The sequence below is a fragment of the Klebsiella sp. Sb-30 genome, assembly GCF_057652795.1.
Map to the genome: position 1 here is coordinate 2,714,087 of NZ_CM172749.1, position 26,816 is coordinate 2,740,902.

Genomic DNA, 26,816 nt, shown 5'->3' on the forward strand with positions numbered 1-26,816 from the left:
TCTCCCTCCCCGGCTGGCGCTATGCCCGCCGGGGCTTTTCCCCTTCCCCTCTTATGTTTTCCCCAGCTGCAATAACCGGCTGTAGGTACGCTGAATATCTTCCTGTTCGACATCCGCCACCAGTTCGCTCAGTCCACAGGCAGCCACCACGATCAGCTGACACTGCTTTTCATAGAGCACATCCACCAGATTAATAAAACGCTGCTGCGCCGCCGGGCCTGCCTGACGCAAAGGCGGAACCGCATCCAGCAGCCAGCGCTCATGCCGTTCACAGAGCACCAGATAATCCATCACCGATGTCGCCGCCATGCACAGTTGGTTGAAGGTGAAATGCAGAAAATGCGCCGGCGCAGAGGCGGCCTGCAGCGTACGATAGCCCACCTGCAGCGGCTGCGCGCTGACGCAGGGTTCCGGTAGTTCAAGTCGCTGGCGGGTTTGTGCAGAGGGCTGCACCAGAAACCTCCCGCGGCAGAATGGATTTTCCGCCGGCGCATGGCGCGCCCGGTAATCCTCTTCACCATTGAGCGCGGCTATCGTCATGTGCTGTTTGATCAGCGCAATCGACGGAACAAAACGTTCGTGATACAGCGGGTTAGCCAGTAATTGATCCGGGGGATAGTTGGAGGTAGCCAGCAGAATGATGCCGCGTTGGAACAGCAGCGTAAGCAGCGCTTTCACCAACATGGCGTCGCCCGGATCGTGCAGATGGAACTCATCAAAACACAGGAGTCGACAGCCGTCGGTCATCTGTGCCAGCACCTCAGGCAGGGTTAGCGCGGGCTGCGCGTTCAGCCGCTGATGCAGTTCGCGAAAGAAATAGTGGAAATGCACCCGGCGCTTTTCCGCCAGCGGCAGGCTGGTAAAGAAATGATCGATAATAAAACTTTTGCCGCGCCCGGTACGCCCCCAGACGTACAGCCCTTTGGCGCCGGCGGCCTTGCCTGAGGTCAGTCCGCTCCCCAGCGTGTCCAGTTGATTAACCAGCGCCTGCTGATCTGCATCAAGGGCCAACGCCAGCTCCTGAGCCCGCTGCGCCATAAACGAAGTAAACCTGAATTCAGTCATTCCTTGCGTCATTTTCGCTCTTCGTGGTGTTACCGGCGCATCTGCCCCGGAAAAAGATGAGGAATCCTCATCAATTACACCTTCCCTGCACGACAATAACAAGCTTATCTGCAGCACAACGGTTTTATACCTCTCGCGGACCTGAAAAAATCCATCGCTCTCTTCAGGGGCACATCAGCAGACTAAAACCTGCAAAAACAGATAAATAGCATTGTTTATTCAGTAGCAGGTTGACTGTGCCGACCTACAAAAACCAACGTTATATATTGACATATACAGCGATGTTTTTTATCTTTTTGTCATACAAATAAAAACCGTACCCTTCAGACAGAGACGAGATTTTACCCGCCTCATTCCGCTTTCATTCGTCTGAACTCAAAATTAATGCGCTCATATAAACTCGTTTTATTTACCGGGATGATTCCCTGTTCTCTCATTATGCCGGCGATGCCCGTATATGCGGCAGAAACCCTGGTTGTCACCGCAGAACCGCTTACGCAATCCCTTGATGATGTTACGCCTGCCGCTGAACAGCAGGCTACGGTAGGCAACCTCGGCAAGCAGAAGTTGATTAACGTTCCGTGGTCCGTGCAGACGCTCTCCGACTCTCTGACCCGCCAGGTGCAGGCCAGCAGCGTCAAAGATATCTACCGTTATCTGCCCTCCGTCCAGGGCGACGGCGTTCGTCCGCAAACCCGCGGTATGCAGGGCAGCGTGGTCCAGAACAGCATGATTGATGGCCTGAACGTGGTGTCGACCACCGAGTACCCCGCTGAACAGTTTCAACGCATTGAGGTACTGAACGGTATGGCCGGCGCGTTATATGGCCCGGCGAACCCGGCAGGCATGTTTAACCTGGTCTCGAAACGGCCTACCGATGTGCCGCTGCGCAGGGTAACCGTTGGCGGAGGGACCGCCTCCGGCGCGAATGCCGCGTTGGACCTGAGCGGGCCGGTTGACGCGGCCGACAGAGTAAAATATCGCCTCAATCTGCGGGAGCAGGACGGCAGCAGCTATACCCACGGTAGCCGTCAGCGCAACCAGTATGCGGGTCTGGCGCTCGACTTCCAGCTGACCGACCAGACGGTGCTGGAGAGCAATTTCAGCTACTACCACTTCTATCAAAAAGGTCTTCCCGGCACTTTTGCCCTCGCAAAAGGCACCCGTTTCCCGTCACCGCTGGATCCGACCAAAAGCCAATATGGCCAGTACTACGCCGGCAACGACGACACCACCACAACCGGAAGCCTGCATATTAAGCATGATTTTGACGGTAACTGGCTGCTGGACATTGGCGTACTGCGCCAGATTGCCGACCGCGAATCCACCGCCGTGACCAATACGCTCACCGACAATCGCGGCCATTACACCACCACAACCGCCAACTCTGCCGCCAGCCGTTTTACCATCAACAGCTATCTTGCCAATCTTACCGGCAGCGTCGAGACCGGCTGGCTGCAGCATGATCTGGCGGTCGGCATGCGCGGTTTCGTGTGGAAAAACGACAATCCACGCAACGGCGGGACGCAAACGCTGGGACACGCCTCGCTGGCGGAAAATCCGGATTACGCCCGCCCTGCTTACCCGGACTTTACCGATCGCTATCATTCGGCCACCACCACGCAGCACGTTTTTTTACTGAGCGATACGCTGACTTTCACCCCGCAGTGGAGCCTGCTGCTCTCGGGTAGCGAAAACCTGTTCACCGTCGACAATTACAACAAAAGCGGAAATCGCAGCAGCAATCATGATGACCGGGGTACCAGCGGCTCAGCCAGTCTGATGTATAAACCGGTGGAGAATGTGACGCTCTACACGACCTGGGCAAACAGCATGCAACAGGGCGACACGACGCCGGCCGGAGCCAGCAATGCCGGAGAGGTTCTCGACCCTTATCGTAGCCATCAGCTGGAAGTCGGCGCGAAATATGCCCCGCACCGCGACCTGCTCTTAACCGCGGCGCTATTCCAGGCCGAACGTCCGTTCGCCTACACCAACGATAGCGGCGATTTTGCCGAAGACGGTACGCAAAAAAACCGCGGGCTGGAGCTGATGGCCGACGGACACGTCACCTCTAACCTGCGACTGTTCGGCGGCGCTACCTGGCTCGACCCGCGTCTGCATAATACCTCGAGCGCGGATGCCGATGATAAGCAGGTTGTCGGCCTGCCGCGCTTCACCGCCAACCTGCTGGCCATTTACAGCATCGACCCGGTTCCTGGACTCGACGTCAACGGCAATATTCACTACGTCGGGCGCCGGGCGACGGATAATGCCAATGACAGCTGGGTCGCCAGCTATACCACCGTGGATATCGGCAGCAACTACCGCACCCGACTGTTTGGCACCGACACCACCTTCAGGTTAGCAATTACTAACATTACTAATCGCCACTACTGGACCAACATCGTGCCCGGCGCGCTGACAGGCTATACCGGCGCAGGTTACGCCAGCGCTCAGCCCGGCGCACCGCGCGAAGCGACGGCGTCAGTACAGTTTGATTTCTGAGGAACGACATGAAAAAGATAGCCGCTGGTCTGCTTTCGCTGCTACTCGCTTTCCCGGTGCTGGCCGACCGTCAGGTGACGGACGATGCCGGGCACCCGGTGATATTGCCCGATCGGGTGACTCAGGTGGCAGAGGGGTGGTTCGCGCACCACTCGCTGCTGATGACGCTCGGCGTCGGCGACCGTATCGTCGCCACGGTTAACCGTCCGGATAGCCGCCCGTGGATGTTTCATATCGCTCCCCGGCTCAATCAGGTGCTGATAAGTCGCGGCCCCCACTTCACCAGCGAAGCGCTGCTGACGCGCGATGCTCAGGTGGTCTTTGTGGCGCAGGGCAATGGCGATGCGGACGCCTATCGCCAGGCGGGATTAGCCGTGATGGAAATGCACTTTACCGACTACCCGTCGCTGGCCCACGCCGTAGAGACCACCGCAGCGGTCTTCGATACGCCCCAGGTTCGGGCCAGGGCCCAGGCGTACAACCGGTATCTGCAACAGGTTATCGCCGTTACCACTCAGCGCAACCGGGGTCTGACGGACGGCGAGCGGCCGCGGGTGCTGCATATCCAGTCGCTGAAGCCTCTTAAGGTTGACGGCAGCCATACGCTAATCGATACCTGGATTCACCTGGCCGGTGGGCGAAACGCCGCGGCGGAAATCTCCGGCAATATGCAGGAAATTTCCCCGGAGAAAGTGCTCGCCTGGCAGCCAGATATCATCATCCTCGGCGCCGGGTGCGGCGATTTACAGCACTCGGCTTATGGCAAGCTGTTCGCGCCGCTACGGGCGGTAAAAAACGGCAAGGTCTGGCAGAATCCGGCAGGCGTGTTCCCGTGGGATCGCTACGGCACGGAAAGTGCGCTGCAGATCCAATGGGCGGCGAAACGGTTGCAACCACAGCGTTTTAACGATCTGGATATGATCGCCATCACCCGCGATTTTTATCAGCGCTTTTTCGATTATTCGCTGACCGGGTCGGAAGCAGAGCGGATATTACAGGCGCTGCCGCCGCAGGTAAAAGTGGGCCGGTAAGCAGCGGATCAGCGCATCATGCTGGCCGCCGGTGTCATGGTCATTTACTTCAAATCCGTCGGCCACTCTACGAAGAAACCAGCGTATCCAGTAGACATTTTGCATATCGGCGAGATTTTTTGCTGTGGAAGTCCCATGGAAAGAGGAATTAAAAATTTAAAACCATTAACAATCTAATAACATTAGCAGGCAAACATTTTATCTGAGGAAAATAATAATATGTCTACCACCCAGGTTCTGGGGGATGCGCCTTTTGCACCCGCAGAACACCCCCACTCCAGCTTAACCCGCCGCATTGATGCCCTGCCTGCCTCTGTCGGCCTGTGGTCGTTTATTACTCTGCTGGCGCTGGGCGGCTTCTTTGAGCTCTACGATCTTTTTCAGACCGGGTATATCAGTACCGGACTGCTGGCAGAACATATTTTTCATACCGACCAACAGGGCATTTTTGGCATCTCCGATCAGGCCTCATTTGCCTCGGCCACCTTCTTCGGATTATTTATCGGCGCCAGTCTGCTGGCGCCGCTGGCGGACAAGCTGGGCCGCCGATTAACCTTTATGTTTGCGCTGGCCTGGTACGGCGCGTTTTCACTGCTGATGGCTTTCCAGAACAGCGCCGAAGGGGTCATCTTGTGCCGCTTCCTGGTTGGTATTGGGCTGGGAATTGAACTGGTGACCATCGACACCTACCTGAGCGAATGGGTCCCGACCCATCTGCGCAACAAAGCGTTCGCCTTTGCCTTTTTTATCCAGTTTCTCTCGGTTCCCGCCGTCGCGCTGATGTCATGGATGCTGGTCCCGACGACGCTGTTCGGCCTGAGCGGCTGGCGCTGGGTGATTATCTTTGGCGCACTGTGTTCGCTGATCATTTGGGTCATCCGCAAAAAATTGCCGGAGTCGGCCCGCTGGCTGGAGGTGAAAGGTCGCCATGCGGATGCGCACGCGGTGATGTGTCAGATGGAGCGGCGCTGTGGCGTCACGCCTTCGCCGCAGCATATCCCGGACACCCGGGAAGCGCAGCGCAAAAGTGGAACCTTTAAAGAGATCTGGGCGCCGGAATACCGCAGACGAACCCTCATGCTGATGGTGATGAATTTCTTTCAGGCGATCGGCTTTTTTGGCTTCGGCAACTGGCTGCCGGCGCTGCTTTCCGGCCAGGGGGCGAGCATTACCCACAGCCTGCTGTACGCCTTTTTTATCACTCTCGCCTACCCGCTGGGCTGCTTGTTCTGCACCCGCTTTGTCCACCGGTTTGAGAATAAGTGGCAGATCGTTCTTTCCGCGCTGATGACGGTGGTGTTCGGTACCCTGTTTGCGCTGCAGAATAATCCGGTGATGCTGGTTGTCTGCGGGTTTATGATTACCTGGTCCAACGCCTGGCTGACCATCAGCTATCATGCCTACCAGGCGGAAATCTTCCCGACGCGGATTCGCGCCAGAGCCGTGGGCTTTTGCTACTCGTTCAGCCGCCTGTCAACGGCGCTCACCAGCCTTCTGATCGGCCTGATTTTACAATACGCCGGCACCCCGGGGGTGATTAGCTTCATCGTGGCCAGCATGCTGATGGTGATGCTCTCGGTGGGTATTTACGGCCCGAAAACCCGCGGTATCGAGCTGGAAAATATCTGACTGTCCGCTGCGCCGCCGGGTGATTATCGGCGGCGCAGTCGGCTCATGGCGGGCAATCGTCAGCGCACTAAGCCGTAGTTTGCCAAATGAATATGCCATTGAGCCCCAGGGACGGCCTCCCATCCCCCGGCCATATTAATTAAAAATGACCTGCGCATCGGCAAAACATTTCTCCGCCAGTGACGAGACCGGCTGCTGGTTGCGCATGATCAGCGCCAGCATTGACTCTACTTCGGTTTCGGCGATGGGAATAATCTCCAGATTATCGCTTAACGCCTCCAGACCATTGTTGAGCGGCATAATGGCGCAGCAAATTCCCGCCTGCACCGCCTGGATAATCTGGAAGGTAGAATCGCTCTCAAAAACATATTTCGGCGTGAACCCTTTACTCTTAAAACTCATCTCAATGGATTCACGGTAATGCATTCCTTTAGTGAGAAAACCAAGCGGTAATGCGGCCAGCGTTTCCCAGTCTGGCGTCCCTTCGGCAAACTGAAAATGGCGTTTATCATGCAGCAACCCCATTCGCGTTGCCGGCAGCCGCTTAATGTTGAAAAGCTGGCTATCGACGTGGTGAAGGTAGCAAATGCCCAGATCGAGCTGATTACGGCTGACGCCATCGATAATCTGCTCCGAGGTGAGAGAAAGCAGGCTGAACTGCAGCTCCGGGTACTTCCCGGCCAGCGGTTTAATCAGCTGCATCGGGTTAAGGCTGGCCAGCGGCACCATCCCTACCCGCAGTTGCCCCACCATCTGGCCGCGACAAATCGCCGCTTCCGCCTCCAGCCCGTCATGAGCCGCCAGCAGCGCCCGCGCCCAGGCCAGAATACGTTCGCCTTCCGCGGTAAACCCCTCAAACCGCTGCCCGCGTTGAATCAGAACCAGATTGAGCTCCTCTTCCAGATTGCGGATGCGCATCGAAAGCGTCGGCTGAGTGATATGGCACAGCGCCGCGGCCTGGCCAAAATGACGCGTTTGATCGAGTGCGATCAGGTATTTGAGCTGTTTAATATCCATGGTTAATCCAGTGTGTTGCCGTTCGCTATATGCGAACGGCCGGCGCGATGCAGACTCCCCTCGCCCGGTCAAAAGTATGTTAGTTAAATGTTACGTTCAGCATCGGACAAATACAAGCCGGTCCGGCGCTTGCGGAAGTGACGATCGGCGGACTACACTCGCACAAAACCGCTTCGGGAGGAGCACATGGCGCCCCGCATCCATCACGTCCAGCAGCATCACTTGCCTCTCCCCGGTCTCGAGGCCATGTCGCTGCTGACCGAACAGCACTTTTCGCGCCATGCTCACGAGCAGTTTGGCCTCGGTATTTTCATTCGCGGTGCCCAGCGCTCGTGGAGTCATCTTGGCCAGGTTGACGCCTCGGCCGGGCAGATCATTATGGTCAACCCGGGAGAAATGCACGATGGCGTTCCGCTGAACGGTCCCCGCAGCTGGCAAATGCTCTACCTCGATCCGCAGCTCGTCACCGATGAATTTCAGGGCGCAGTCAAAAGTGAGGATATCCTGCTGCGCCCGGTGGTCGACGACCCGCCGCTGCGCCTGCTCATGCAGCGACTGTTCGCTGAAATCACCGCCCGCACGGGCGATGAGACGGCGCTTGAAGAGGGGCTGCTGCTCTGTCTGCTGCGGGCAACCGGCTGCCATCGTCTCGTCCGGACGGCACCGGCCCGTTACTCCCCGACCATCGCGCTGGCAAAAGAGTATCTTGATGATGCGCCGGAGGAAAAAACCTCCCTCGACATGCTCGCCGCGCTGTGCGGCATGAGTCGTTTCCAGCTGATCCGCGGCTTCGCCCGCGAAACGGGCATTACCCCGCATGCCTATCTGGTGCAGTCCCGGGTACGGCTGGCGCGTCGGCTGTTAAGCGCCGGACATTCCCCCGCCGATGCGGCGCAGATGGCCGGCTTCGCCGATCAAAGCCATCTGACTCGCGCCTTTCAAAAACAGTTCGGCACCACCCCGGGCAGCTATCACTCCGTCCGGTAACCTCGCCTGCAATTTTATTCAAGACGCGCCCGCGGTGTGGCGAAATACTCAGAGCGACTGATTTCTCTCACAGGAACACCGCCATGTCGTTCATCAGCCCTGAATTTCTACTCACCTCATTGCTGGTTGTACTCGCCCCCGGCACCGGGACGCTCTACACCATCGCCACCGGACTCGCTGCCGGAAGACGCAGGAGCTTCGCGGCCGCTTTCGGCTGCACCCTGGGTATCATTCCGCATCTGCTTGCCGCCGTCACCGGTCTGGCGGCGCTGCTCCACCGCACTCCGGAACTCTTCGGTGCGATCAAATATCTCGGTGTCGCCTGGCTGCTGTACATGGCATGGAATACGCTCGCTCAACGGGGCGCGCTCACGCCAGAGAGCCGCGACAAGGCCGATTCACCGCTGAAAATCATCACGCATGCCGTGATGATTAACCTTCTCAACCCGAAACTGCCGCTCTTCTTTTTCGCCTTTCTGCCGCAATTTATCCGCAGCGATGCCGCCTCCCCGGGGGAAGCGATGCTGACGCTGAGCGGGATTTTTATGCTGATGACGCTACTGGTCTTTATGTTATACGGCGCCTGCGCGGCCGCGATGCGCGGCTATGTCCTGACCCGTCCCAGGGTGTTACTGGGGCTGCGGGTCGCTTTTGCCGCCGGTTTTGTCGGCCTTGGCATCAAGCTGGTACTGGCGCCAGAATAGCGAGAGTTTGCTGCCGACGTTGAGGTCGGCAGCGGTCGCGGGCCGATTAGCGCAGGCCGGAGACCGGCCGAATCTCTTTCGAGCGCAGGGTCAGACGAATCGGCACGGATTTATAAGAAGGCGTGCCGCTCTCTTCATCAATGTAGTCCAGCGGAACCAGGACGTTGGCTTCCGGATAGTAGGCGCCAACGGTGCCTGGCGCGATGTTGTAGGCCACCAGCGTAATATCCTCCAGACGCAAATCGCTGTCCGGCAGCGCGGTGGTGATATCCACCCGGTCGCCGTGCTCGAATCCCTGACTGGCCATATCCTGCTCGTTCATAAACAGCACGTCGCGACGGCCAAAAATACCGCGGTAGCGGTCATCCATGGCGTAGATGGTGGTGTTGTACTGATCGTGGCTGCGCAGTGTGACCAGCCGCAGCACCTCCTCGCCCGCAACATGGACGTTCTCATGTACGCCGTGGAACACCGAGAACATGGCTTTCCCGGTTGGCGTTGGCCAGATGCGCTCCGTCGGCGGCAGCGGCATGCGAAAACCGCCCGGGTGACGAATACGCTCGTTGTAGTTATCAAAACCGGGAATGGTGCGTTCGATCAGATCGCGGATACGGTCGTAATCTGCCACCAGCGAGCGCCAGTCGACTTTAGTGTTTGCCAGGGTCGCCATCGCCATACCGGCAACAATCGCCGGTTCTGAACGCAGCAGCGGCGAGGCCGGTTTCAGTTTTCCTGACGAGGCGTGCACCATCGACATGGAATCTTCCACGGTGATCGACTGCCGCCCGGTCTCCTGCATATCCAGCTCGGTGCGGCCCAGACACGGCAGAATAAACGTCTCTTTCGCTACCAGCAGATGCGAACGGTTCAGTTTTGTCCCGACGTGCACGCTGAGATCCAGCCCGCGCATTGCCGGGAACGCGCGCTCATGGTCGGGCATTGCCACCGCAAAGTTACCGCCAAGACACAGCAGAGCCTTCGATTTGCCCTCGATCATCGCCTGCAGCGCTTTTACCGCGTCATGGCCATGCTTGTGTGGCGGCACGAACCCAAACACCTCCTGCAGCTTCGCCAGGAAGGCGGCGCCCGGCTTCTCGGTAATCCCGACGGTGCGGTTGCCCTGGACGTTGGAGTGACCGCGCAACGGACAGATCCCGGCACCGGGTTTGCCGATATTCCCGCGCATCAGCAGCAGGTCGGCGATCAGCCGCACGTTTGATGTGCCTTTGTTATGCTGAGTGATCCCCATGCCATAGGTCACAATCGTGGCGTTCGATTTAGCGTAAGCGTCGGCAACCCGCTGCAGGTCAGCGCGGGTGAGACCGGATTCGCGTTCGATATCTTGCCAGGAGGTCTTCTGCAAATCATCGACAAACGCCGGGAAGTTCTGCGTATGTTCAGTAATAAAGGCGCGATCGAGGACGCTACCCTGCTCTTCTTCCATCTGCAGCAGCGCTTTGGCAATGCCTTTCAGCGCCGCCGCATCGCCACCGGCCTTCACCTGAAAATAGGTAGAGGCAATATTTGTCGAGCGCAGGGTTGCCATCTCGATAACATTCTGCGGGTCGGCAAAACGCTCCAGCGCTCGCTCTTTCAAAGGGTTAAACACGATAATCGGTACGCCGCGACGAGCCAGCTCATGCAGCGTCCCCATCATACGCGGGTGGTTGGTTCCCGGATTATGGCCGATGGAAATCACCAGCTCGGTTTTATCAAAATCATCCAGCGACACCGTTCCCTTGCCGATGCCGATCGACTGCGGCAGCCCGACGCTGGTCGATTCATGGCACATATTCGAACAGTCGGGAAAATTGTTGGTGCCCAGTTCACGGGCAAACAGCTGGAACAGCCAGGCCGCTTCGTTGGAGGCGCGTCCGGAAGTATAGAACTCGACCTCGTCCGGCTGCATGCCGCTGACCACTTCGCCGATACGCGCGAAGGCGCTTTCCCAGCTGGTCGGGCGCAGCGTGTCGCTGGCGCGATCGTAGACCAGCGGATGGGTTAAGCGACCGTAGCCTTCGAGCTCAAAGTCGCTTTTGGCCAACAGCGAAGTGACGGTGTTCGCCGCCAGAAATTTCGGCGTAACGCGTTTGCTGGTCGCTTCCCAGGTCACCGCTTTGGCGCCATTTTCGCAAAACTGGAAAGTAGATTTGTGTTCTTTATCCGGCCAGGCACAGCCGGGGCAGTCAAAGCCGTCAGGCTGATTGGTGCGCAGCAGGGTGACGGGCGCCTCCAGGGCATCCATTTGTGTCCGCACGGCGATGGCCGTTGCTTTCAATGCGCCCCAGCCGCCGGCCGGGCCATCATAAGGATGCACGCCAGGTACTGAGCGTCTTTTCATATTCATATCTACTCCAGAATGCGCCGTCGATAAGCGAGAACGACGTGCCGAATCACCTTAATCAGGGCGATCCGCAACGTGAAAAAGTTCGTCCGCCGGAGAACACCGCGGCGGACGTTTTTGTTAACGAAAGCATAACAATCGGGATCGCAACTGTATAATCAATGTTATCTATCACGCGTTAGATTTAACTTATTTAACAGTTACGCAGAGAGAACCATCAGGTCAGATTGTAGTAGCGGTCGGGCTGCAGCGTTTCCGGCAGCGGGTGCTGACCGGTCATATCCAACAGGTTGCGTTCGATGGTGTTGCACATGGCGTTGAGGGGTAAATCGTTCGCCGCGGTGCCAAACGGATCTTCCAGCTCTTCCGCCAGCGAATCCCAGGACAAGAAGGTGTAAGAGATAAAGACCGACACGAACGGCGTCATGTAGTGCAGATCGCCGACCAGCGCGAAAGGCAGCAAGGTGCAGAACAGATAGACCGTACGCTGCAGAATCAAGGTATATGCGAAAGGGACCGGCGTGCTGGCCAGGCGTTCGCATCCGCCCAACACGTGGGCCAGCTCGTCGAGCTTATTGTCCATCAGACCATAGGTGATATCGCTCACCTTCCCCGCTTCGCGCAGCTGGCCCAGCTCATGACCGACCAGCAACAGGATGCGGTTAGTCGGCATCGAGCTGCCGAGGATCTCCGCGACGGTATCGGGGGGCAGCAGCCGGTTAAGGTCAGCCCCGGGATGGGTTTTACGTAACTGGTGTTTCAGACTCCAGCTAAAGGCAATCAGGTAGCTGGCGATTTTTTGATGCGTTTGGTGCTCCGTCGGAAGAATATTTTTCAGCTGACGCATCAGGGTGCGTTCGGCAATCAGTACCGTCCCCCAGAGATTACGCGCTTCGACAAAACGGTTGTAGCTGGCGCTGTTGCGAAAACCGAGGAATATCGCGATGGCTATCCCCAGCAAACTAAAGGGCGCCACGGTCAGATGGATACCCAGCTGTTCGTACCATTGATAGCTGATGATGGCGATAATCGACATCAGGACGTTAAGCAGCAGGCGAAAAATGATTTTTGACAGCACGGAGCCGTGCCAGTCAAACAGACGAAGGAACCAGTGTTGCTCTGGTCGGATGATCATTGTATGACTTCCTGAATGCCCAGTCTGGCTATAGATAATATCTATTAACCGATTGGATTATTTTATTGAACATAAACACGACAATGCGTTTGTTATTAACCATTAATATGCGATGGAATAATGGCGCAATAATTATGGTCCTTTTTTATTTATCGGGCAATATGAAAACCACTGCGGGGATGCGAGGTAGAGCGCCAATGAATCAACCCTGAGATTAATGTGGCTACATTATCAACCTGCCGGCGTCAGCCTCCTCTGGACAGTTAACGCACCTGTCGCGGGGCCCACACGCAATCGATTCCAGCGAGCCGATAATTTAATTCACAGAGGGCCGAAAACGCGCATAAAAATATAAATCGCGCCGACTTTTTTATTCTGAAATAATAGCCGACAGGTGCTATCCGCGACAAAAACGTTAATTCACGGCCATTCTGCGCATCGCACAATGATAGGCGCCGTTGCGTACCGATGCGCGAAGCACCCTGGCGATACCCTGTACCGCAAGCCGGGCGGTATGCCGCTGCCAGGGAGTCAGCGTCAGAGAGAGCATCTCCTGCGCCCAGGGCGGCAGCAGATCAATCCCGGCACGCATCATCAACTGGCCTGCCGGCTGAGTCAGACGGCCGGGTAAACGGGTGGTCAGCAGCACGTTCGCCACCTCCCGCGTACGTTCATCGCAGCGCAGACGCGGGCGCATATCCTGCAGATATTCCGTCACCTGCTGCGGCGTCACCGGGATATCGCGCGCGCCCAGACGGCGGGCAATCTCAGCCGCCTCGTGGAAATATTGCGTCTGTCGCTCCTCGCTGACCACCGTACGCTTATAGCGCAGATGCGATGCCATAAAGCTGCTGCATTCGGCCACGTGTACCCAGGTCAGCAGCGCCGGATCGCTGGCCTTATACGGCGTGCCGTCTTTATCCTGCCCGCTGACCCGCAGGTGAATGCCCTGCACTTTGGCAATCAGCCTTTCCGCATCGATGGTGGTGCCAAAGGTGGTCGCGGAGATAAACTGGCTGGTGCGCCGCAGGCGGCCGAAGATATCGTCGCGGAAATTGGAGTGATCCCAGACGCCGGCCAGCGCCAGCGGGTGCAACATCTGGAGCAACAGTGCGCTCACGCCTCCGCATAGCATCGACGTAAAGTCGCCGTGTACCTGCCAGATGGCCGATCGGGGGCCGAACAGCCCCGGCTCCCCTTGCGGGTGCTCGAAATCAATCTCTTTCAGCGCCATGCCGGTTAAGCCCAGAACCTGAGCTTCTATCATTCCGCGTATGCTGGTCATTGTTTTGCCTGATTCTCTCCGTGACAGCAAAACATACCACTATTCGGCACGGGACTCATGTGCAGGCCGTGACTTTATCCGCAGCGAGGATGCAGAGTGCCCGCCAGCAACGGGCACTAAAGACTCAAGGATTCAGCTGGTAGTCGAGACTAATCTCAGCGTTCAACACCTGCGATACCGGGCAGCCGGCTTTCGCTTTCTGGATAATGCCGTCAAAGACATCGGCTTCAATGCCCGGCAGAACAATCTGACTCTGCAGCGCCACCTGGGTAATCGCAAAACCGCCGCCGGATTTATCCAGCGTCACCACCGCCACCGTATCAATCGCCGTGGCCGTATAGCCGGCTTCACTGAGCATCAGCGACAGCGCCATCGAGAAGCAGGCCGCATGCGCAGCGCCTATCAACTCTTCCGGATTGGTCCCTTTTACTCCCTCAAAACGGGTATTGAAACCGTACGGCTGCTGGCTCAACGCCCCGCTTTCTGTCGAAACGGTCCCCTTGCCACTTTTTAAATCCCCTTCCCAGTGCGCCTGACCTTTCTTATGGATTGCCATGTAATCGCTCCTGTTGGTATGTCGAACCCAAAGTATAGATGGTGAGGCGTCTTTCGGGGGTGGATTAGGAAAATCCCCTATAAAACAAAAAATTATCAGGTGGCGCCTTCTGTCGTTTTTTTAACACGAAAATGACAATGATTAACATTCGCGCAACAGATCACATTTTCATCATCGCGCCATAGCGAATTTTTTCCGCTCATCTACTATCAGTTCACAACTAGATATATCGAGATAAAAGATATATCTCAATTGGGCTTTGTCTTGAGCAGAACAGGCGGCCACAGAGCTGCTACGTATCCGATACCTGTAGCGATGACTGAAAGAGAGAACCCTACAATGCAGCAGATCAATGAGCTAGTCGGCCAGCCTCCTTTTAATGTGACCCGGGCCAGCCATGTCGTCCTGAACGTACGGGACCTTGAAGCAAGTAAACATTTTTATCGCGAGCTGGTGGGCCTGATCGTCAGCGATGAAGATGCCTCCACCGTCTGGCTGCGTGGCCTGGAAGAGCGCGGTCACCACAGTCTGGTGCTACGTAAAAGCGCACAGCCTGGCTGCGCGCGCATCGGCATGCGGGTCCACAGTGAGGACGATGTCAAACGGGCGCGGGATTATTTCGCCGCACAAGGAGCGAATGCCGAACTGGTTGATGTCCCCTGGCAGGGTCTGACGCTGCACGTCAGCGACAGCATCGGCGTGCCGCTGGAGTTCTGCGCGGCCATGGAGCCGCGCGAACGAATGTTTAAACAGTACGATCGCTACCGCGGCGCCTGTGCCCAGCGTCTCGATCATTATCAGCTGCAGGCCAGCGACGTGCGCACCGCGTTTGATTTCTACCAGCGCCTGGGATTTCGCACCAGCGAATACACCTGGTCAACGCTGGACGGCAATGAGCAGCTCTGGGGGGTGTGGATGCAGCGTAAAGGCAACCCGCACGATATTGTCTTTACTAACGGCGTCGGCCCTCGCCTGCACCATTTCGCTTATACCATCCCGGATAGCAACGACATGATTCGCGCCTGTGACGTGGCCGGAGCGTTGGGCTACGCGCCGCAGCTGGAGCGCGGCCCTGGACGTCACGGCATCAGCGGCGCGCTGTTTATCTATTTTCGCGACCCTGATGGCCACCGCATTGAACTGTTCAACACCCACTATCAGCACATCGACCCGGAACCTGCCGTCGGCTGGGATCTGGCGGATCCCAAACGCGCCGATCAGTGGGGACTGCCGGCACAAAACAAATGGTTTACCGAGGCCACAACGTTCGTGGGCGTGACGCCGCAGCCTCCGCGGCTGCGGGTTGAACCGCCGGACCTGGAACGTTTTCTGGCGATGGCCAACGACGCCTGACATTGCACATCGTCACACGCTGTACCTCAACGCTCCGGCGCCGCGCGCGGCCTGTGAGCAAACTTAACAGCATCCAGGAGTACGATTGTGGCTACATTTTTTCAAAATGCTTATCTCAGAATTCTGGTGACCTACGCCCTCGGCGTGATGGCGGCGATGACCGTCAGTGAAGCGGTCACCGAACTGGGCGCCATTGCACACGCGTTTCATATCGACGGGCACGGCCAGGTGGGACTGATCATGTCGCTCCCTTCCTTAATGGTCGCTCTCGGCGCGCTGCTGGCAGGCTATACCGTTGACCGCTTCGGCGATCGCGTGGTGCTGCTGATTGGCGCGGTGATTATTGTTGCCGGCGACCTGCTGGTGATTGCTGCCCCCACTTTTACGCTGCTGCTGATCTGTCGGGCGATTACCGGCGTGGGCTATGTCCTGACCGCCGTCGCCGCCGTCACCCTGCTTATTCGCATCACAACCGGCAAGCAGAGGACGATGGCGATGGCGCTGTGGTCAACGTTTGTCCCCGCCAGTTTTCTGCTGCCGTTTCTCTCGGCCGGTCTGGCCGAACACTTTGGCGACTGGCGGGTGGCGTTCCTGGCCCACTCGGTCTTGACCCTGCTGCTGGCCGCTGTGGCGCAATGCTGCCTGCCGCGACGCAGTGCGGAAGAAAAAATCATCTTCTCCCGTACCCGGGGCCTGCGCGACGTGCTGAAGAGCCCGCTGCCGTGGCTGCTGGGGATCTCTTTCGGCGCCGATGCGTTTCTGCAAACCGGCGTCATCACCACCCTCGCACCGTGGCTGGCGAAAAGCTATGGCGTGGATCCGCTGGCGGTTTCGCGCTGGAACGTGGTGGCGATGGTCTGTAACGGCATCGGCTGTCTGATGGTCGGCGCCCTGCTCAACCGTGGCGTCCGCGCGATGCTTATCGGCGCGCTGGGCATCGTACTGACCGGTATTCCCGCGCTGGTCATCTTCAGCCTGCAGCTGGGGCTGTGGCCATCGCTGGTGGCGTCGTGGGTCTTTACCTTTGGCAGCGGGCTGCTGGTGGGAATGTGGGCACTGGCGCCGGTGGTGGCCCCTTCACGCGACAGCATTGGCGCCACCAGCGGGCTTATCACCCAGTTGACGCTGATTGGCGTGTTCCTGGGACCGCCGCTGTTTTTCCATGCTCTACAGAATCATACCGGCCATTCGCTATCGCTGCTGGTTCTGGTGGGACTGGCGGTATGTCTGGTCGGCATTCCCGTCTGGCTGCGCGATCCGAACCATAAACCTGCCGCTGAACACCGCGCCCCGGACGGCGCTGGCATCAACAAATCGTCCGTGAACTGACTATGACAGGCCAGCTGGCCTGCCGATAACACAATCTGAGGAAGTTATTATGTTGGATATCGTCATTATTGGTGCCGGTCCGGCAGGGCTGGCTGCGGCCCTGCGTCTGCACCAGCAGGGATTTAAACCGCGTTTATTCGAAGCCGTTCAGGAAATTAAGCCGCTGGGCGTCGGGGTGGATATCAAACCCTACGCGGTAAAAGAGCTGACGGAACTGGGTCTGTACGAGGCTTTTTGCGACATTTCTGTCGACGCTCAGGAGTCGATTTTTTACACCGGTTACGGCCAGCAGATTTTCGCCGAACAGTGCGGTCGACATATGGGATATGAACACGATCAGCGCTTCGTACATCGCGGCCATCTCCAGATGATGCTCTATCGTGCGGTACAGGAACGATTGGGGCCCGAGGCGATTACCCTCGGCTGTCGCTGCCTGAGCTTCACCCAGGACGAGCATGGGGTGACCGTCACGTTTGATAACAGCCTGAACCCGGCGGCCCCGCAGCAGGTACGGGCCGACGTGATGGTTGGCGTGGATGGCATTCGCTCGGTGGTGCGCAGCCAGCTGCTCCCGGCCTCTCAGCGTAGTCACTTTTCCGGCCTGACGCTGTATCGCGGCGTCACCGTAATGCCGCCGATCAAAACCGGCGGCTCGATTTTGCACATCGGCGATCCGATTCGTCAGGGCACTCTGATCGTCTACCCCATTCAGGACAACGTCGATGGTCAGGGAAATCAGCTGGTCAACTGGGTGATTGAGCAGGCCGAAAAACCGCAAAGCGAAGAAGACTGGAATCAGGAAACCGGCGTCAAAGAGATTGAACATGTTTTCGATGACTGCCAGCTCGGTTTCCTGGATGTCAGCGAAATGATCCGCCGCGCCCGCGAATGCTACCTCTTCCCGCTGATCGATCACGATCCCCTCTCCCAGTGGTCTTTTGGCCGTATCACCCTGCTGGGCGACGCCGCGCACGCCATGTATCCGCGCGGCGGCAACAGCGTTTGTCAGGCATTTGTCGACGCCCGCGTGCTGGCTGAGAAACTCAGCACAGTGGCCGATCCGGTTGCGGCGCTGCGGGCCTACGAGGAAGAACGACGCGAGAAGGTGAACTGGCTGGTGCTGGCTTCACGCGGCGAAGGCCCCGAGGTGGTTCGTCGGATTGTTGAAGAGCGCAGCGGCGGGAAACCGTTCGACGATATTGAGGCCATTTTCCCCCACGAAGAGGCGCTGGCTATCTTCAGCGAATACCACGCCAAAGCCGGGATGCGGATTCCTGGAAGTAAAGAGAGCGTAGCGCCCGGTAAATATAAGTCCGTTTTTGCCAGCGAGCAGAAATAACCCCCCACCAACCAACATGACACCAAAAACAAAAGGAAAGAACGCATGAGTAAAATTATCGATGCCAACATGCACTGGCTGCCAGGCGACCTGTTCTCCGACGAAAAACTGCTGAATGCATTTCTGGATTGCGTGCCGAAACAGTACGGGGTCCACACCCGGGTAGAGCAGATCGAAGGCAAACCGCTGCGTCAGCTGATCATCGAACAGCCGAAAGGCTATGTGAATCTCAACTACGCCGAAGGTCAGTACACGCTGGAGAGTCAGCTGGCAGACATGGAAAAAGCCGGCGTCGACCACGCCATTTTCCGTCTTCCGGTATGGCAGGAGTGGCTGGATCTGGAGACCTGTAAAAAGGTCAACGATCGAATGGCTGAATACGTGAAACGCAGCGGCGGAAAAATGTCGGCGCTGGCGGTCGTTCCGCCGTGGGGGACCGAAGAGTGTCTGCGCGAAGTCGACCGCTGTCTGAATCAGCTCGGCTTCCGCGGCGCGCAGATTGTCGCCCACTACGGGCAGATCTATCTCGACGACCCGGCCTTCCGCCCTTACCTCAACTACCTGAACTCGCTGGAAATTCCGGTTGTGGTTCACCATACGCCGCTGCCGGTGGATTTTAACTCCGTACTGCCGTACACCAACCAGCGCCGCCAGTTCGGGCGCTGCATCGACCAGGCCACCGCCGTCGGACGCGAGCTGTTCAGCGGCATGTTTGACGAGTTGCCGAACCTGCGCTTTATCCACTCCATGCTGGGCGGCGCGTTTTACGCCTTCGCCGATATGCTGGTACCGCCGCAGCATCAGTTCAACGATGCGGTCGATCGTTTCCAGACCGGCACCGGCAATCTGCGCGCGCAGTTAAGCAACAACATCTTCTTCGATACTTCCGGCGCGCCGCAATGGGGTAAAGCTCAGCTGGAGGCCGCGGTGAAGGTGATCGGCGGGAAAAATATTCTCTACGGTAGCTCCTACCCGATTCGTAAAGACTGGTTCTTCCAGGGGGTGGACACCATTCAGAGTCTGGATATTTCAGCGGAAGATAAGGCCAATATTCTCGGCGGGAATGCCGCACGGATGTTCCATCTCGACTAACGAAATCGGCCCCGCTAAACATCAGATTATCGGGGCCAAAAGCGAGAAACCGGCAGAGGGCTGCCGGTTTTTTTACGTCCGCTGCCAGCGGATATCCAGCGTTTCGCGCACTGCCGCTTCCGCCAGATGGCGTTCCACGATGGTTTCCATCTCGGCCAGATCGTCGGTTTCCGTGGCGCTCAACGTAATCTGCAACAGGTTATCCTGCACATCCAGCCGGACCTCGCCGATGCTCAGTCGAAACTGCCCGCTGTGCTCATCGCTGACGACCGGCGTGCGATGTTGGAAATGGCTGCACAAGCGGCGCATAAATCGCGAGGCATTGGGCGTCGCGATGCAGGCGATACTGGTGTGCACGCCCTCCGACGCAACCGGGGTAGTCAGCAGATGTTCAATACGTTCGGCGGCCAGATGAATTGCCTGCGCCAGGCTCACGACCATACCGGCAGGCAGCGGCTCATATTTCATCCGCAGGCTGAGCGCCCGTTTCAGGTGGTCCATTGCCTCTACCAGCTCCACCGGCGATGCTCGGTTCGCCTGCGGCGCCACCCGCGACTTAAGCATTTCCATAACCGATTGATTAGCCGTCAGCCATGCCCGGCCCTCTTCGGTAATGCTGTAGCGCTTGCGGCCGCCCTTTTCCAGGTCGATAACCGCATAGTTGCGGTCATACAGCCAGGTCAGGGTCGGATAGATGACCCCCGGGCTGGGCTTATACAACCCGCCAAAGCGTTCTTTAATGTCATGAATTAGTTCGTATCCATGGCTCGGCTGTTCAGACAGCATCGCCAGGAGCAGCACGCGTAGCTCACCGTAATCGAATACCCGCCCACGACGCCCGGTCTGCCCCGCATTTTGCGGGACAGCCGGAGTGTCGTTACCGGCGGACTTTTTTCCGGAGCGTTGTGTTTGTTCCATCGTCGACTCCTTTATCATCCACTGCAACATAACTAAACTTTAAATATATCTTAAAGAGATGACGCAGGCCTGAATTTTGTTCGCCAACGGAATACGTGCGGGAAAGCGAAGAAGCGGTCAGTAAAGTTGGTTAAAGAACGGCGATAAAATCACACTGTACGCGAATATTGCCGTTCAGTTTAGCATCGATGGCGTACCTGGCCGGACGCGATGCCGGATCAGGGAAATAGCGGACCCAGTGGCGGTTCACCGTTTCGCGCTCGTTTCTGTCCGCCATCAACAGCGTCAATCGGGCAATGTTGTCCAGCGTCCCTCCGGCATCCTCAATTAGCGTTTTGATATGGGCAAACATCAGCGCGCACTGGGCATCAAGATCGTCCGGTACCTGCCGGGTCAGCGGATCGCGGCCATAAATCACACCGGAAAATACCATATTGCCAATCCGACAGGCGGCAGGAACGGGATTGGCGTGAACGAAGGCCTCGCTATAAAGACTTTTTCTGTTACTCATATTTATCTCCAGTCAGGATCTGCCGCCGGCAGACCCTGCTACTAATAAAAGGACAATGTCATCACGATTAATATTCGCTGTCCGGCATCATAGCGCCGAATTTATAAACCAGACGCAGGCGTTCAGCATGATAATCACCGGTTATCGGCGACGGCGAGTCAATATAATCAAATTCAAATTCAGCATGTAATCGCGGGGTCAGGTTATAGCCTAATATCATAAACCCGGCATTAATATCCTTAGCGGCAATCGGATAATAAATCCCACTGGAATCTTTTAAATTCAGACGCGTATAGCCTAATACCGCCAGCGCGTTTTGATTATGATAAACATAGCGTAGCGCCAGCGCATCGCCGGGCTGATTACTGGTGATCATCGATGCCAGCGGTTGTCCGGCCTCAATCGGCGTGGTGTCATAAATACCGAAATTATATGGTGCGAAATAGGCGCCATTTAAAAACGCCCCGTCTTTGCTGGGGACATGAGTGGCAATCACCGAGAGACTGTGATTGCGCGAGCGCATCCCCAGTCGGGCAGAATAAAGATCGGTGTCGATATTTTTATACGGCCAGGACTGATCCGATGTATCCCATTCATGCAAATACTGTGCGCCGAAAAATGGCGTCCATTGTCCCACGCTTAGCCCATGTACCGGCAGCTCACCGCCGACAAAAGCCATCTGCGCACGTTTATCAAAGTGATAATACCAGGCCTCGGCCTGGGCATCGTACAGGTGGCCATAGCGCAGACCGAAGGTGGAGAAACCATCGCTGTCGACCGAAGGGATCGTCGTATCATCAACCTCTGGCGCCCCGGTATCTCCCTTACCAAAGGTATCAGAGCTGAAAGGTTTGAAGCGGTAGATTCGATAGCCGTACAGCTTTAACGGCTGCTTATCCAGCAAAGCGTAATCGCCGCCAACCCCCTCATATAAGGCCGGAATCATGGTACGACCTTCGCCGCCGTTGGCGAAAGGCGTGTCGAGTGCAATTCGTCCCCCCTGTAGATTAAATCCATATCCCCGATAGCGCAGATAGGCCTTACCCAGAACATTGATATTATCCGCCGGCAGATAAACTTCCGTTTTTTCACTGTTATCGGGATTGAGACCTAAATTCCACGACGCATAATCTGCAACACCAAAACTAAAGCCATAAAGTTCCGGGCTGACATATTGAATATCACCCCCAAAGGCGTGCGTTTGTTTATCCGCAACGGTACCGTTAAATTCTTTAAAAAAATGCATAGTTTTGACTTCGCCGTAAATATTTCCTTGCGAAAGCCAGTCGTTGAATGAATCAGAGTCGCCACCAGCAGATACCGTATTCGCGTAACAACTGCCGCACATCAACGCCAGCGGAAATAACGCCATCGTTGAGACTCTGAATGAACAGTTTAATTCCATTGCCAGATAACCTCATTGTAGGAGACAGAGATATTTTTATTTACCGCCCGGAGCCTGTTCGCGCAGGCTCATAGAGAATGGCGCGTCAATGCGCCCACCCGCGCTACGCTCTGCGTTCGCGATGGGTGATATCAACAGAAATTAAACCCGACAGGTTTATTTGCGCGTTTGTGCCAATAAGGCTTTGCCGTAATCATTGCCATTGGGAATCCGCGTAATCGTGTGAATATGAAAACGCGCCGGCTGCTCATTGGTCAGCCACATCCCGCTATGGTGATCGAACTCCAGCATCACCACCGGACTTTGAATACGGTAATAAAAGACATCGTCATCGCCGCAGCCGCCAATCCAGCACCACCAGGTTTCCTCAAGATGCTGTTCAATGCACGCCAGCCGCCGCTGTCGCGGAGCATCGGGCAAAAAATCAAGGAAGCAGGCAATCGTCGCCATTAACATCTTGCGCTGCGCCGGACTGAACTCCGCCACACAAATTCCCTCATAAGGAATCATGCGGTTATCCTGAAAAGCCCCGCCGAGATGGCGCTGATCGGCGAAGTTAAAGCGCTCTGGCGGCATCGCCGGATCTTCCATCTGCTGGAAAATCGTTGCTCGTTTCTGCTGCCGCGGAGTCAACGCCTGCATCAACGCCAGGCCGCAGCGCTCTTCGTCGGTAAACAGCGTCGCATCGCTGTCATCACCGCGATCGATAACGTTTGGCTCCACGCCCATAAACGTGGGGGCGATAGTCAGCTGACGTCCGACGATAAAACAGCAAAACGCGACATGATGGCCGTAGATATTCCACCCCCAGGGCCGATCCGCCGAAGGCTCGCCGAACAACATGAAATGGAAGCTCCAGCGGTTCATGATGTTATTCAGGTCATACAGCTCGCCAAGGAAATGGTTGGCATCCATCAGGCGAGAGACTTTGCGAAAACCCTGCTCGCTGGTGCAGGTCCTCAATAACCCGAGAAATGCCTCGCGCGTCGCCGGAGACGTCGCTTCCAGGCGCACGCCATAGTCATTGAACGGAATTTCCGGGTTATACCAGGCACGCCACTGCGGCGCATCAATCGGCTGGCAGACGCGCTGGCGCTGCGACGGCTCCAGCGTCCGCAGCAGCTCTCTGGCGGCGGCAACCGCCTCGTCGACGGCAAACCCTTCATCGGCTAACGCGAAAAGCCCCTCGCGTACCCTGCCGTCAGTCGTGATCCCGCGAAACGTTTCATCCAGGCTGGCCTGCCACTGCGCCTGTAGGTCACGCGCTTTTTCCGTCGCCAGCATCCTGGCGCCATAGGTGGCGACATCCACGTTACGCGCGGCCAGAATACGTGGCGCGTCAGCAGGCAGAAGATAATCACGAAAAGAGTTGCTGCTCATCACGCCTCCCACGCTATGGCATCGTCTTCTGCCACCACGCGATGTTCTATCGCCCCCAGGCCGTCGATGGTCAGATGCAGCAGATCGCCCGGCTGCAGGAAACGCCCGGTCGGCGCGCCAATCCCGGACGGTGTTCCGGTAGCAAGTACGTCGCCCGGCTCCAGCGTCATCACCGATGAGAGATACTCAATTTGTTGATATATGTTGTAAATCATATCGCCGGTTGAGGCGTGCTGACGTTGTTCACCGTTCACCGTTAGCGTCATCTGTAGCGCCAACGGGTCGGCAATTTCATCGCCGGTCGTCAGCCACGGGCCCAGCGGCCCGTGCGTATCGAATGATTTGCCGAGCGTAAAGGTCGGCGATTTTTTCAGCCAGTCCCGCGCGGAGAGATCGTTGACGATCAGATAGCCGGCAATCACCGCGTGTGCATCGCGGGCACAGACGTGGCGACAGCGGCGACCGATAACCACACCGAGCTCGATTTCATAATCCATCTGCTCGCTAACGCGCGGCTTAACGACCGGATCAAAGGGCCCGCTGATGCAGGAAACCTGCTTGTTAAACCACATTTGCGATGGCGGGATGGCGATCCCCGCCCGGCGTGCCTCCTCGGCATGCTGGCGATAGTTCATACCAATGCCGAGAAACTTCTGCGGGTCGTGAATCGGGGCCTCCAGGCGAACCTCCTCCAGCGCAATGGCCGGCCCGGTGGCCCGCTCAAGCCGTTCGCGAAGCGCCGGCAGGTCGTTGAGCAACTGGCGCATTGAGTGATCGATGCCGGTGATTTCGGATAAATCAATGACCGTAGAATCAACCACTTTGCCAAGCCGGGTACGTCCGTGGTGGGTGTAGCGCACGAGCTTCATAACACTCCTTCTTACGCCGCAAAGGGCGTCATTTGTGACAACACAATCTGCCAGCCCTGCGGGGAACGTCGCAGAACCAGCGTGGAAAAACCGTGGCGAACCCTTTCGGCGCCATCGTGCAGTGCACGGACCACGTTGCGCGTTTCGCCGCTGATAATGGCAATATCGCCCAGCAGGCGTATGTCCGGCGTTGGCCGCTCGATAGCCACAAAGCCGCCCATTTTCACCACGTGTTCGAGAAACTCGGCCTTACCCTGCACCATTCCGGTACTGTGAATATGAACAAGATCGTCGGCCAGGAGCCCCGCCAGACGCACGCTATCACCGGCCACCAGTGCCTGCTGACGCTGCGTCTCAAGCGTCATTAGCGCCAGGAGATCCGTATTCATAGCAGCCCCTCATAGGAACCGCCGTCGAGCTGCAGATTTTGTCCGGAAATATAGGAAGCCTGCTGGCTACAGAGAAAGGCACAGGCCGCAGCGAACTCCTCCGGGCGGCCAAAGCGACCGGCGGCGATTGTCGCCTCATTGCGTCGGCGCGCCTCTTGCAGACTGATGCCCTCTTCATCCATCAGCCGCTGCAACATAAATGCCTGGCGCGGCGTATCGATCCGCTCCGGAAGCAGGTTATTGATGGTCACATTGTCGGCTACCACTTCACGACCGATCGCTTTGCAGATAGCAGTCAGCGCCGTCCGCGCCGAGGTGGATAGCCCCATCATGTAGTGCGGCGCTTTGACCATGGCCGAAGTGATATTGACGATCCGCCCGAAGCGCTGCTGCTGCATTGCCGGCAGCCACGCGCGAATCAGCTGTACCGCAGGAATAAAATTGGCCGCCATCGCCCCCAGCAGCGCCTCTTCATGCCAGTCGGCAAGTGCGCCGGGCTGAGGCCCGGCGTTATTGGTCACCAGAATGTCGATTTTTGGCCAGGCCGCCAGGATCGCCGCGCGCCCCGCCGACTGCGTCAGGTCGGCAGTGACGGTGGTGACGGCAACCTGAGGAAAGCGCTGGCGCAGCGCCGATGCCGCCTGCGCCAGCTTCTGTTCATAACGCCCGTTTAGCGTGACGTTCACGCCTTCTGCCGCCAGCGCCGCCGCGCAGGCCAGACCGAGTCCTTGCGATGATGCGCAGACGAAAGCCTGTTTTCCGCCAATCCCCAGATCCATTCTCCGCTCCTGAATGTTAATTATTGGTAAAATAATGTACATATATTGATATATCTCAAATTGCGATATGTCTAGATATCCACAGGAGGATTAGATGAAAGTCGGAGATGGCTCACGAAAGAGGACGCTGTCGGCGCGAACAAGAGACAGACGTGCGGACGCCACCCGGTAGCAGGTAGCGAGGTGAGTGATGGCAGGAGCACGCGCGCCCGCAAGGCGCGACGCAGGATCGGCGGTACGAAAGCGCGCTAGCTAAGCTGCGCCAGCTGCTGTTGGATCTCATCGAGGAACAGCGGTAGCGCGCTGGGTTGATAGTCGCGCGATAAATAGATGCCGTAGACGCTGAGTGCTTTCGGCGTCCAGCCCGGCAACACCGGCTTCAGCGCCCCGCTGTTGAGCGCGCGCTGCGCTTCCAGTTCCGGCAGCATCGCGATACCGCATCCGGCTACCGCCGCTTCGAGTAGTAATGAGGAGATCCCGGCGCTGAGGTTTCCGGAAACCGTCACCGAGACCTCCTCGCCCTGCGAGTCGGTAAGCTGCCAGCTCGGCGCGACAAAATGGCTGTAGTGCAGACAGTTATGTTCGCTAAGCTCCGCCGGCGTCTGCGGCTGGCCATGTAACTGTAGCCAGCGCGGCGATGCGCACAGGACCGAACGACAGACCCCCAGCCGACGGGCAATCGCTCCTGGCTCCGGGTTATCGGTGATGCGAATCGCCACGTCGATGCGCTCGCCGATCAGACTCACCGGATGATTATTGATATCCAGTTCGAGACGCAGCTGGGGATAACGGGCGAGAAAATCGGGTAACAGCGGTGAAATCAGCTGCATAGCCGTAAAGTGAGCGCAGGCGACGCGGAGCGTGCCGCTGGGCACCGCCCGCTCGGTCTGCCCGGCAATTTCATCCGACAGTTGCGTCAGGCTGCGGGTTTTTTGCAGCACCTTCTCCCCGGCCGCGGTTAAGGTTAATTTGCGCGTCGAACGGTGGATCAGGCGGGTACCCGCCCAGTGTTCCATCTGCTCCAGATAGCGACTGACCATCGGGCGTGACATCCCCAGCGCACGGGCCGCGGCGCTCAGGCTCCCCAGTTCGCAGATCCGCATGTAGACCTGCGCGGCAATAATTCTGTCCATCTTTCACTTCCATCTGCACGTTTTATGAAACTCAGCATCTCTTTTTTCAGGAATTTTC

23 protein-coding genes are annotated in these 26,816 nt (G+C 57.3%); 9 read left to right on the forward strand and 14 right to left on the reverse strand.

The genetic code is table 11. The features are described 5' to 3' along the window. Positions 1–51 precede the first annotated feature (51 nt). Entirely contained in the window at positions 52–1,077 is a 1,026-nt protein-coding gene (zapE, locus tag AC236I_RS12760) for a cell division protein ZapE (RefSeq protein WP_484636634.1), read from the reverse strand. Between the two features lie 426 nt (positions 1,078–1,503). Between zapE and AC236I_RS12765 the strand changes: the two genes are divergently transcribed. The 3 genes from AC236I_RS12765 to AC236I_RS12775 all read left to right on the forward strand — a co-directional run bounded on the left by AC236I_RS12765 (position 1,504) and on the right by AC236I_RS12775 (position 6,233). Continuing rightward, positions 1,504–3,573: a TonB-dependent receptor gene (locus tag AC236I_RS12765; RefSeq protein WP_487608509.1), complete on the forward strand. Its 2,070-nt coding sequence runs from the start codon at positions 1,504–1,506 to the stop codon at positions 3,571–3,573. A gap of 8 nt (positions 3,574–3,581) precedes the next feature. Further along, positions 3,582–4,604: an ABC transporter substrate-binding protein gene (locus AC236I_RS12770; RefSeq protein ID WP_004861810.1), complete on the forward strand. Its 1,023-nt coding sequence runs from the start codon at positions 3,582–3,584 to the stop codon at positions 4,602–4,604. Positions 4,605–4,823: 219 nt separating this feature from the next. Continuing rightward, positions 4,824–6,233: an MFS transporter gene (locus AC236I_RS12775; protein ID WP_004861807.1), complete on the forward strand. Its 1,410-nt coding sequence runs from the start codon at positions 4,824–4,826 to the stop codon at positions 6,231–6,233. A gap of 135 nt (positions 6,234–6,368) precedes the next feature. Here the strand turns inward: AC236I_RS12775 and AC236I_RS12780 are convergent, their stop codons facing one another. Continuing rightward, entirely contained in the window at positions 6,369–7,250 is an 882-nt protein-coding gene (locus AC236I_RS12780; protein WP_004861802.1) for a LysR family transcriptional regulator, read from the reverse strand. A gap of 186 nt (positions 7,251–7,436) precedes the next feature. Here AC236I_RS12780 and AC236I_RS12785 point away from each other — a divergent pair, with 186 nt between their 5' ends. Both AC236I_RS12785 and AC236I_RS12790 read left to right on the forward strand, forming a co-directional pair. Further along, the gene (locus AC236I_RS12785; RefSeq protein WP_088911762.1) at positions 7,437–8,237 is read left to right on the forward strand and encodes a helix-turn-helix transcriptional regulator; all 801 of its coding nucleotides are present in this window, start codon (positions 7,437–7,439) and stop codon (positions 8,235–8,237) included. Between the two features lie 83 nt (positions 8,238–8,320). Continuing rightward, on the forward strand, positions 8,321–8,941 hold the full coding sequence (locus tag AC236I_RS12790; RefSeq protein WP_032717430.1) for a LysE family translocator: 621 nt from the start codon (positions 8,321–8,323) through the stop codon (positions 8,939–8,941). A gap of 46 nt (positions 8,942–8,987) precedes the next feature. Here AC236I_RS12790 and AC236I_RS12795 read toward each other — a convergent pair whose 3' ends face one another. From AC236I_RS12795 to AC236I_RS12810, 4 genes are all read right to left on the reverse strand, one after another. Next, positions 8,988–11,288 (reverse strand): FdhF/YdeP family oxidoreductase, encoded by a 2,301-nt coding sequence (locus AC236I_RS12795; RefSeq protein WP_004861793.1) that lies wholly within the window; start codon positions 11,286–11,288, stop codon positions 8,988–8,990. A gap of 214 nt (positions 11,289–11,502) precedes the next feature. Continuing rightward, positions 11,503–12,420 carry a bestrophin family protein gene (locus tag AC236I_RS12800; protein ID WP_004861790.1) on the reverse strand — a complete coding sequence of 306 codons (918 nt, stop codon included), beginning with the start codon at positions 12,418–12,420 and terminating at the stop codon, positions 11,503–11,505. Positions 12,421–12,835: 415 nt separating this feature from the next. Continuing rightward, the gene (locus AC236I_RS12805; protein ID WP_032717429.1) at positions 12,836–13,705 is read right to left on the reverse strand and encodes an oxygenase MpaB family protein; all 870 of its coding nucleotides are present in this window, start codon (positions 13,703–13,705) and stop codon (positions 12,836–12,838) included. Positions 13,706–13,829: 124 nt separating this feature from the next. After that, positions 13,830–14,261: an OsmC family protein gene (locus AC236I_RS12810; RefSeq protein ID WP_004861784.1), complete on the reverse strand. Its 432-nt coding sequence runs from the start codon at positions 14,259–14,261 to the stop codon at positions 13,830–13,832. A gap of 339 nt (positions 14,262–14,600) precedes the next feature. Here AC236I_RS12810 and hpaD point away from each other — a divergent pair, with 339 nt between their 5' ends. From hpaD to AC236I_RS12830, 4 genes are all read left to right on the forward strand, one after another. Further along, positions 14,601–15,614, forward strand: a complete 1,014-nt coding sequence (gene hpaD / locus AC236I_RS12815) for a 3,4-dihydroxyphenylacetate 2,3-dioxygenase (protein WP_487608510.1) — start codon at positions 14,601–14,603, stop codon at positions 15,612–15,614. Between the two features lie 87 nt (positions 15,615–15,701). Then, positions 15,702–16,943 (forward strand): MFS transporter, encoded by a 1,242-nt coding sequence (locus tag AC236I_RS12820; protein WP_086816643.1) that lies wholly within the window; start codon positions 15,702–15,704, stop codon positions 16,941–16,943. A 49-nt stretch (positions 16,944–16,992) separates the two neighbouring features. Further along, the gene (locus tag AC236I_RS12825) at positions 16,993–18,282 is read left to right on the forward strand and encodes an FAD-dependent monooxygenase (protein ID WP_015584369.1); all 1,290 of its coding nucleotides are present in this window, start codon (positions 16,993–16,995) and stop codon (positions 18,280–18,282) included. A gap of 45 nt (positions 18,283–18,327) precedes the next feature. Continuing rightward, positions 18,328–19,374, forward strand: a complete 1,047-nt coding sequence (locus AC236I_RS12830; RefSeq protein ID WP_015584370.1) for an amidohydrolase family protein — start codon at positions 18,328–18,330, stop codon at positions 19,372–19,374. 72 nt (positions 19,375–19,446) lie between these two features. Here the strand turns inward: AC236I_RS12830 and AC236I_RS12835 are convergent, their stop codons facing one another. The 8 genes from AC236I_RS12835 to AC236I_RS12870 form a co-directional block, all read right to left on the reverse strand. Then, positions 19,447–20,292: a DUF2218 domain-containing protein gene (locus AC236I_RS12835; RefSeq protein WP_015584371.1), complete on the reverse strand. Its 846-nt coding sequence runs from the start codon at positions 20,290–20,292 to the stop codon at positions 19,447–19,449. A gap of 130 nt (positions 20,293–20,422) precedes the next feature. Then, on the reverse strand, positions 20,423–20,803 hold the full coding sequence (locus AC236I_RS12840) for a RidA family protein (protein ID WP_183114184.1): 381 nt from the start codon (positions 20,801–20,803) through the stop codon (positions 20,423–20,425). 67 nt (positions 20,804–20,870) lie between these two features. Next, positions 20,871–22,049 (reverse strand): hypothetical protein, encoded by a 1,179-nt coding sequence (locus tag AC236I_RS12845; protein ID WP_227520590.1) that lies wholly within the window; start codon positions 22,047–22,049, stop codon positions 20,871–20,873. Positions 22,050–22,364: 315 nt separating this feature from the next. Then, entirely contained in the window at positions 22,365–23,588 is a 1,224-nt protein-coding gene (locus AC236I_RS12850) for a DUF3500 domain-containing protein (protein WP_032717421.1), read from the reverse strand. Beyond that, positions 23,588–24,457 (reverse strand): fumarylacetoacetate hydrolase family protein, encoded by an 870-nt coding sequence (locus AC236I_RS12855; protein ID WP_015584375.1) that lies wholly within the window; start codon positions 24,455–24,457, stop codon positions 23,588–23,590. The genes AC236I_RS12850 and AC236I_RS12855 overlap by 1 nt, the downstream gene beginning before the upstream one ends. Before the next feature lie 11 nt (positions 24,458–24,468). Beyond that, positions 24,469–24,846: a nuclear transport factor 2 family protein gene (locus tag AC236I_RS12860; RefSeq protein WP_015584376.1), complete on the reverse strand. Its 378-nt coding sequence runs from the start codon at positions 24,844–24,846 to the stop codon at positions 24,469–24,471. Continuing rightward, positions 24,843–25,625, reverse strand: a complete 783-nt coding sequence (locus tag AC236I_RS12865) for an SDR family oxidoreductase (protein WP_015584377.1) — start codon at positions 25,623–25,625, stop codon at positions 24,843–24,845. The genes AC236I_RS12860 and AC236I_RS12865 overlap by 4 nt, the downstream gene beginning before the upstream one ends. Positions 25,626–25,873: 248 nt before the next feature. Then, the gene (locus tag AC236I_RS12870; RefSeq protein ID WP_004861781.1) at positions 25,874–26,758 is read right to left on the reverse strand and encodes a LysR family transcriptional regulator; all 885 of its coding nucleotides are present in this window, start codon (positions 26,756–26,758) and stop codon (positions 25,874–25,876) included. Positions 26,759–26,816 lie beyond the last annotated feature (58 nt).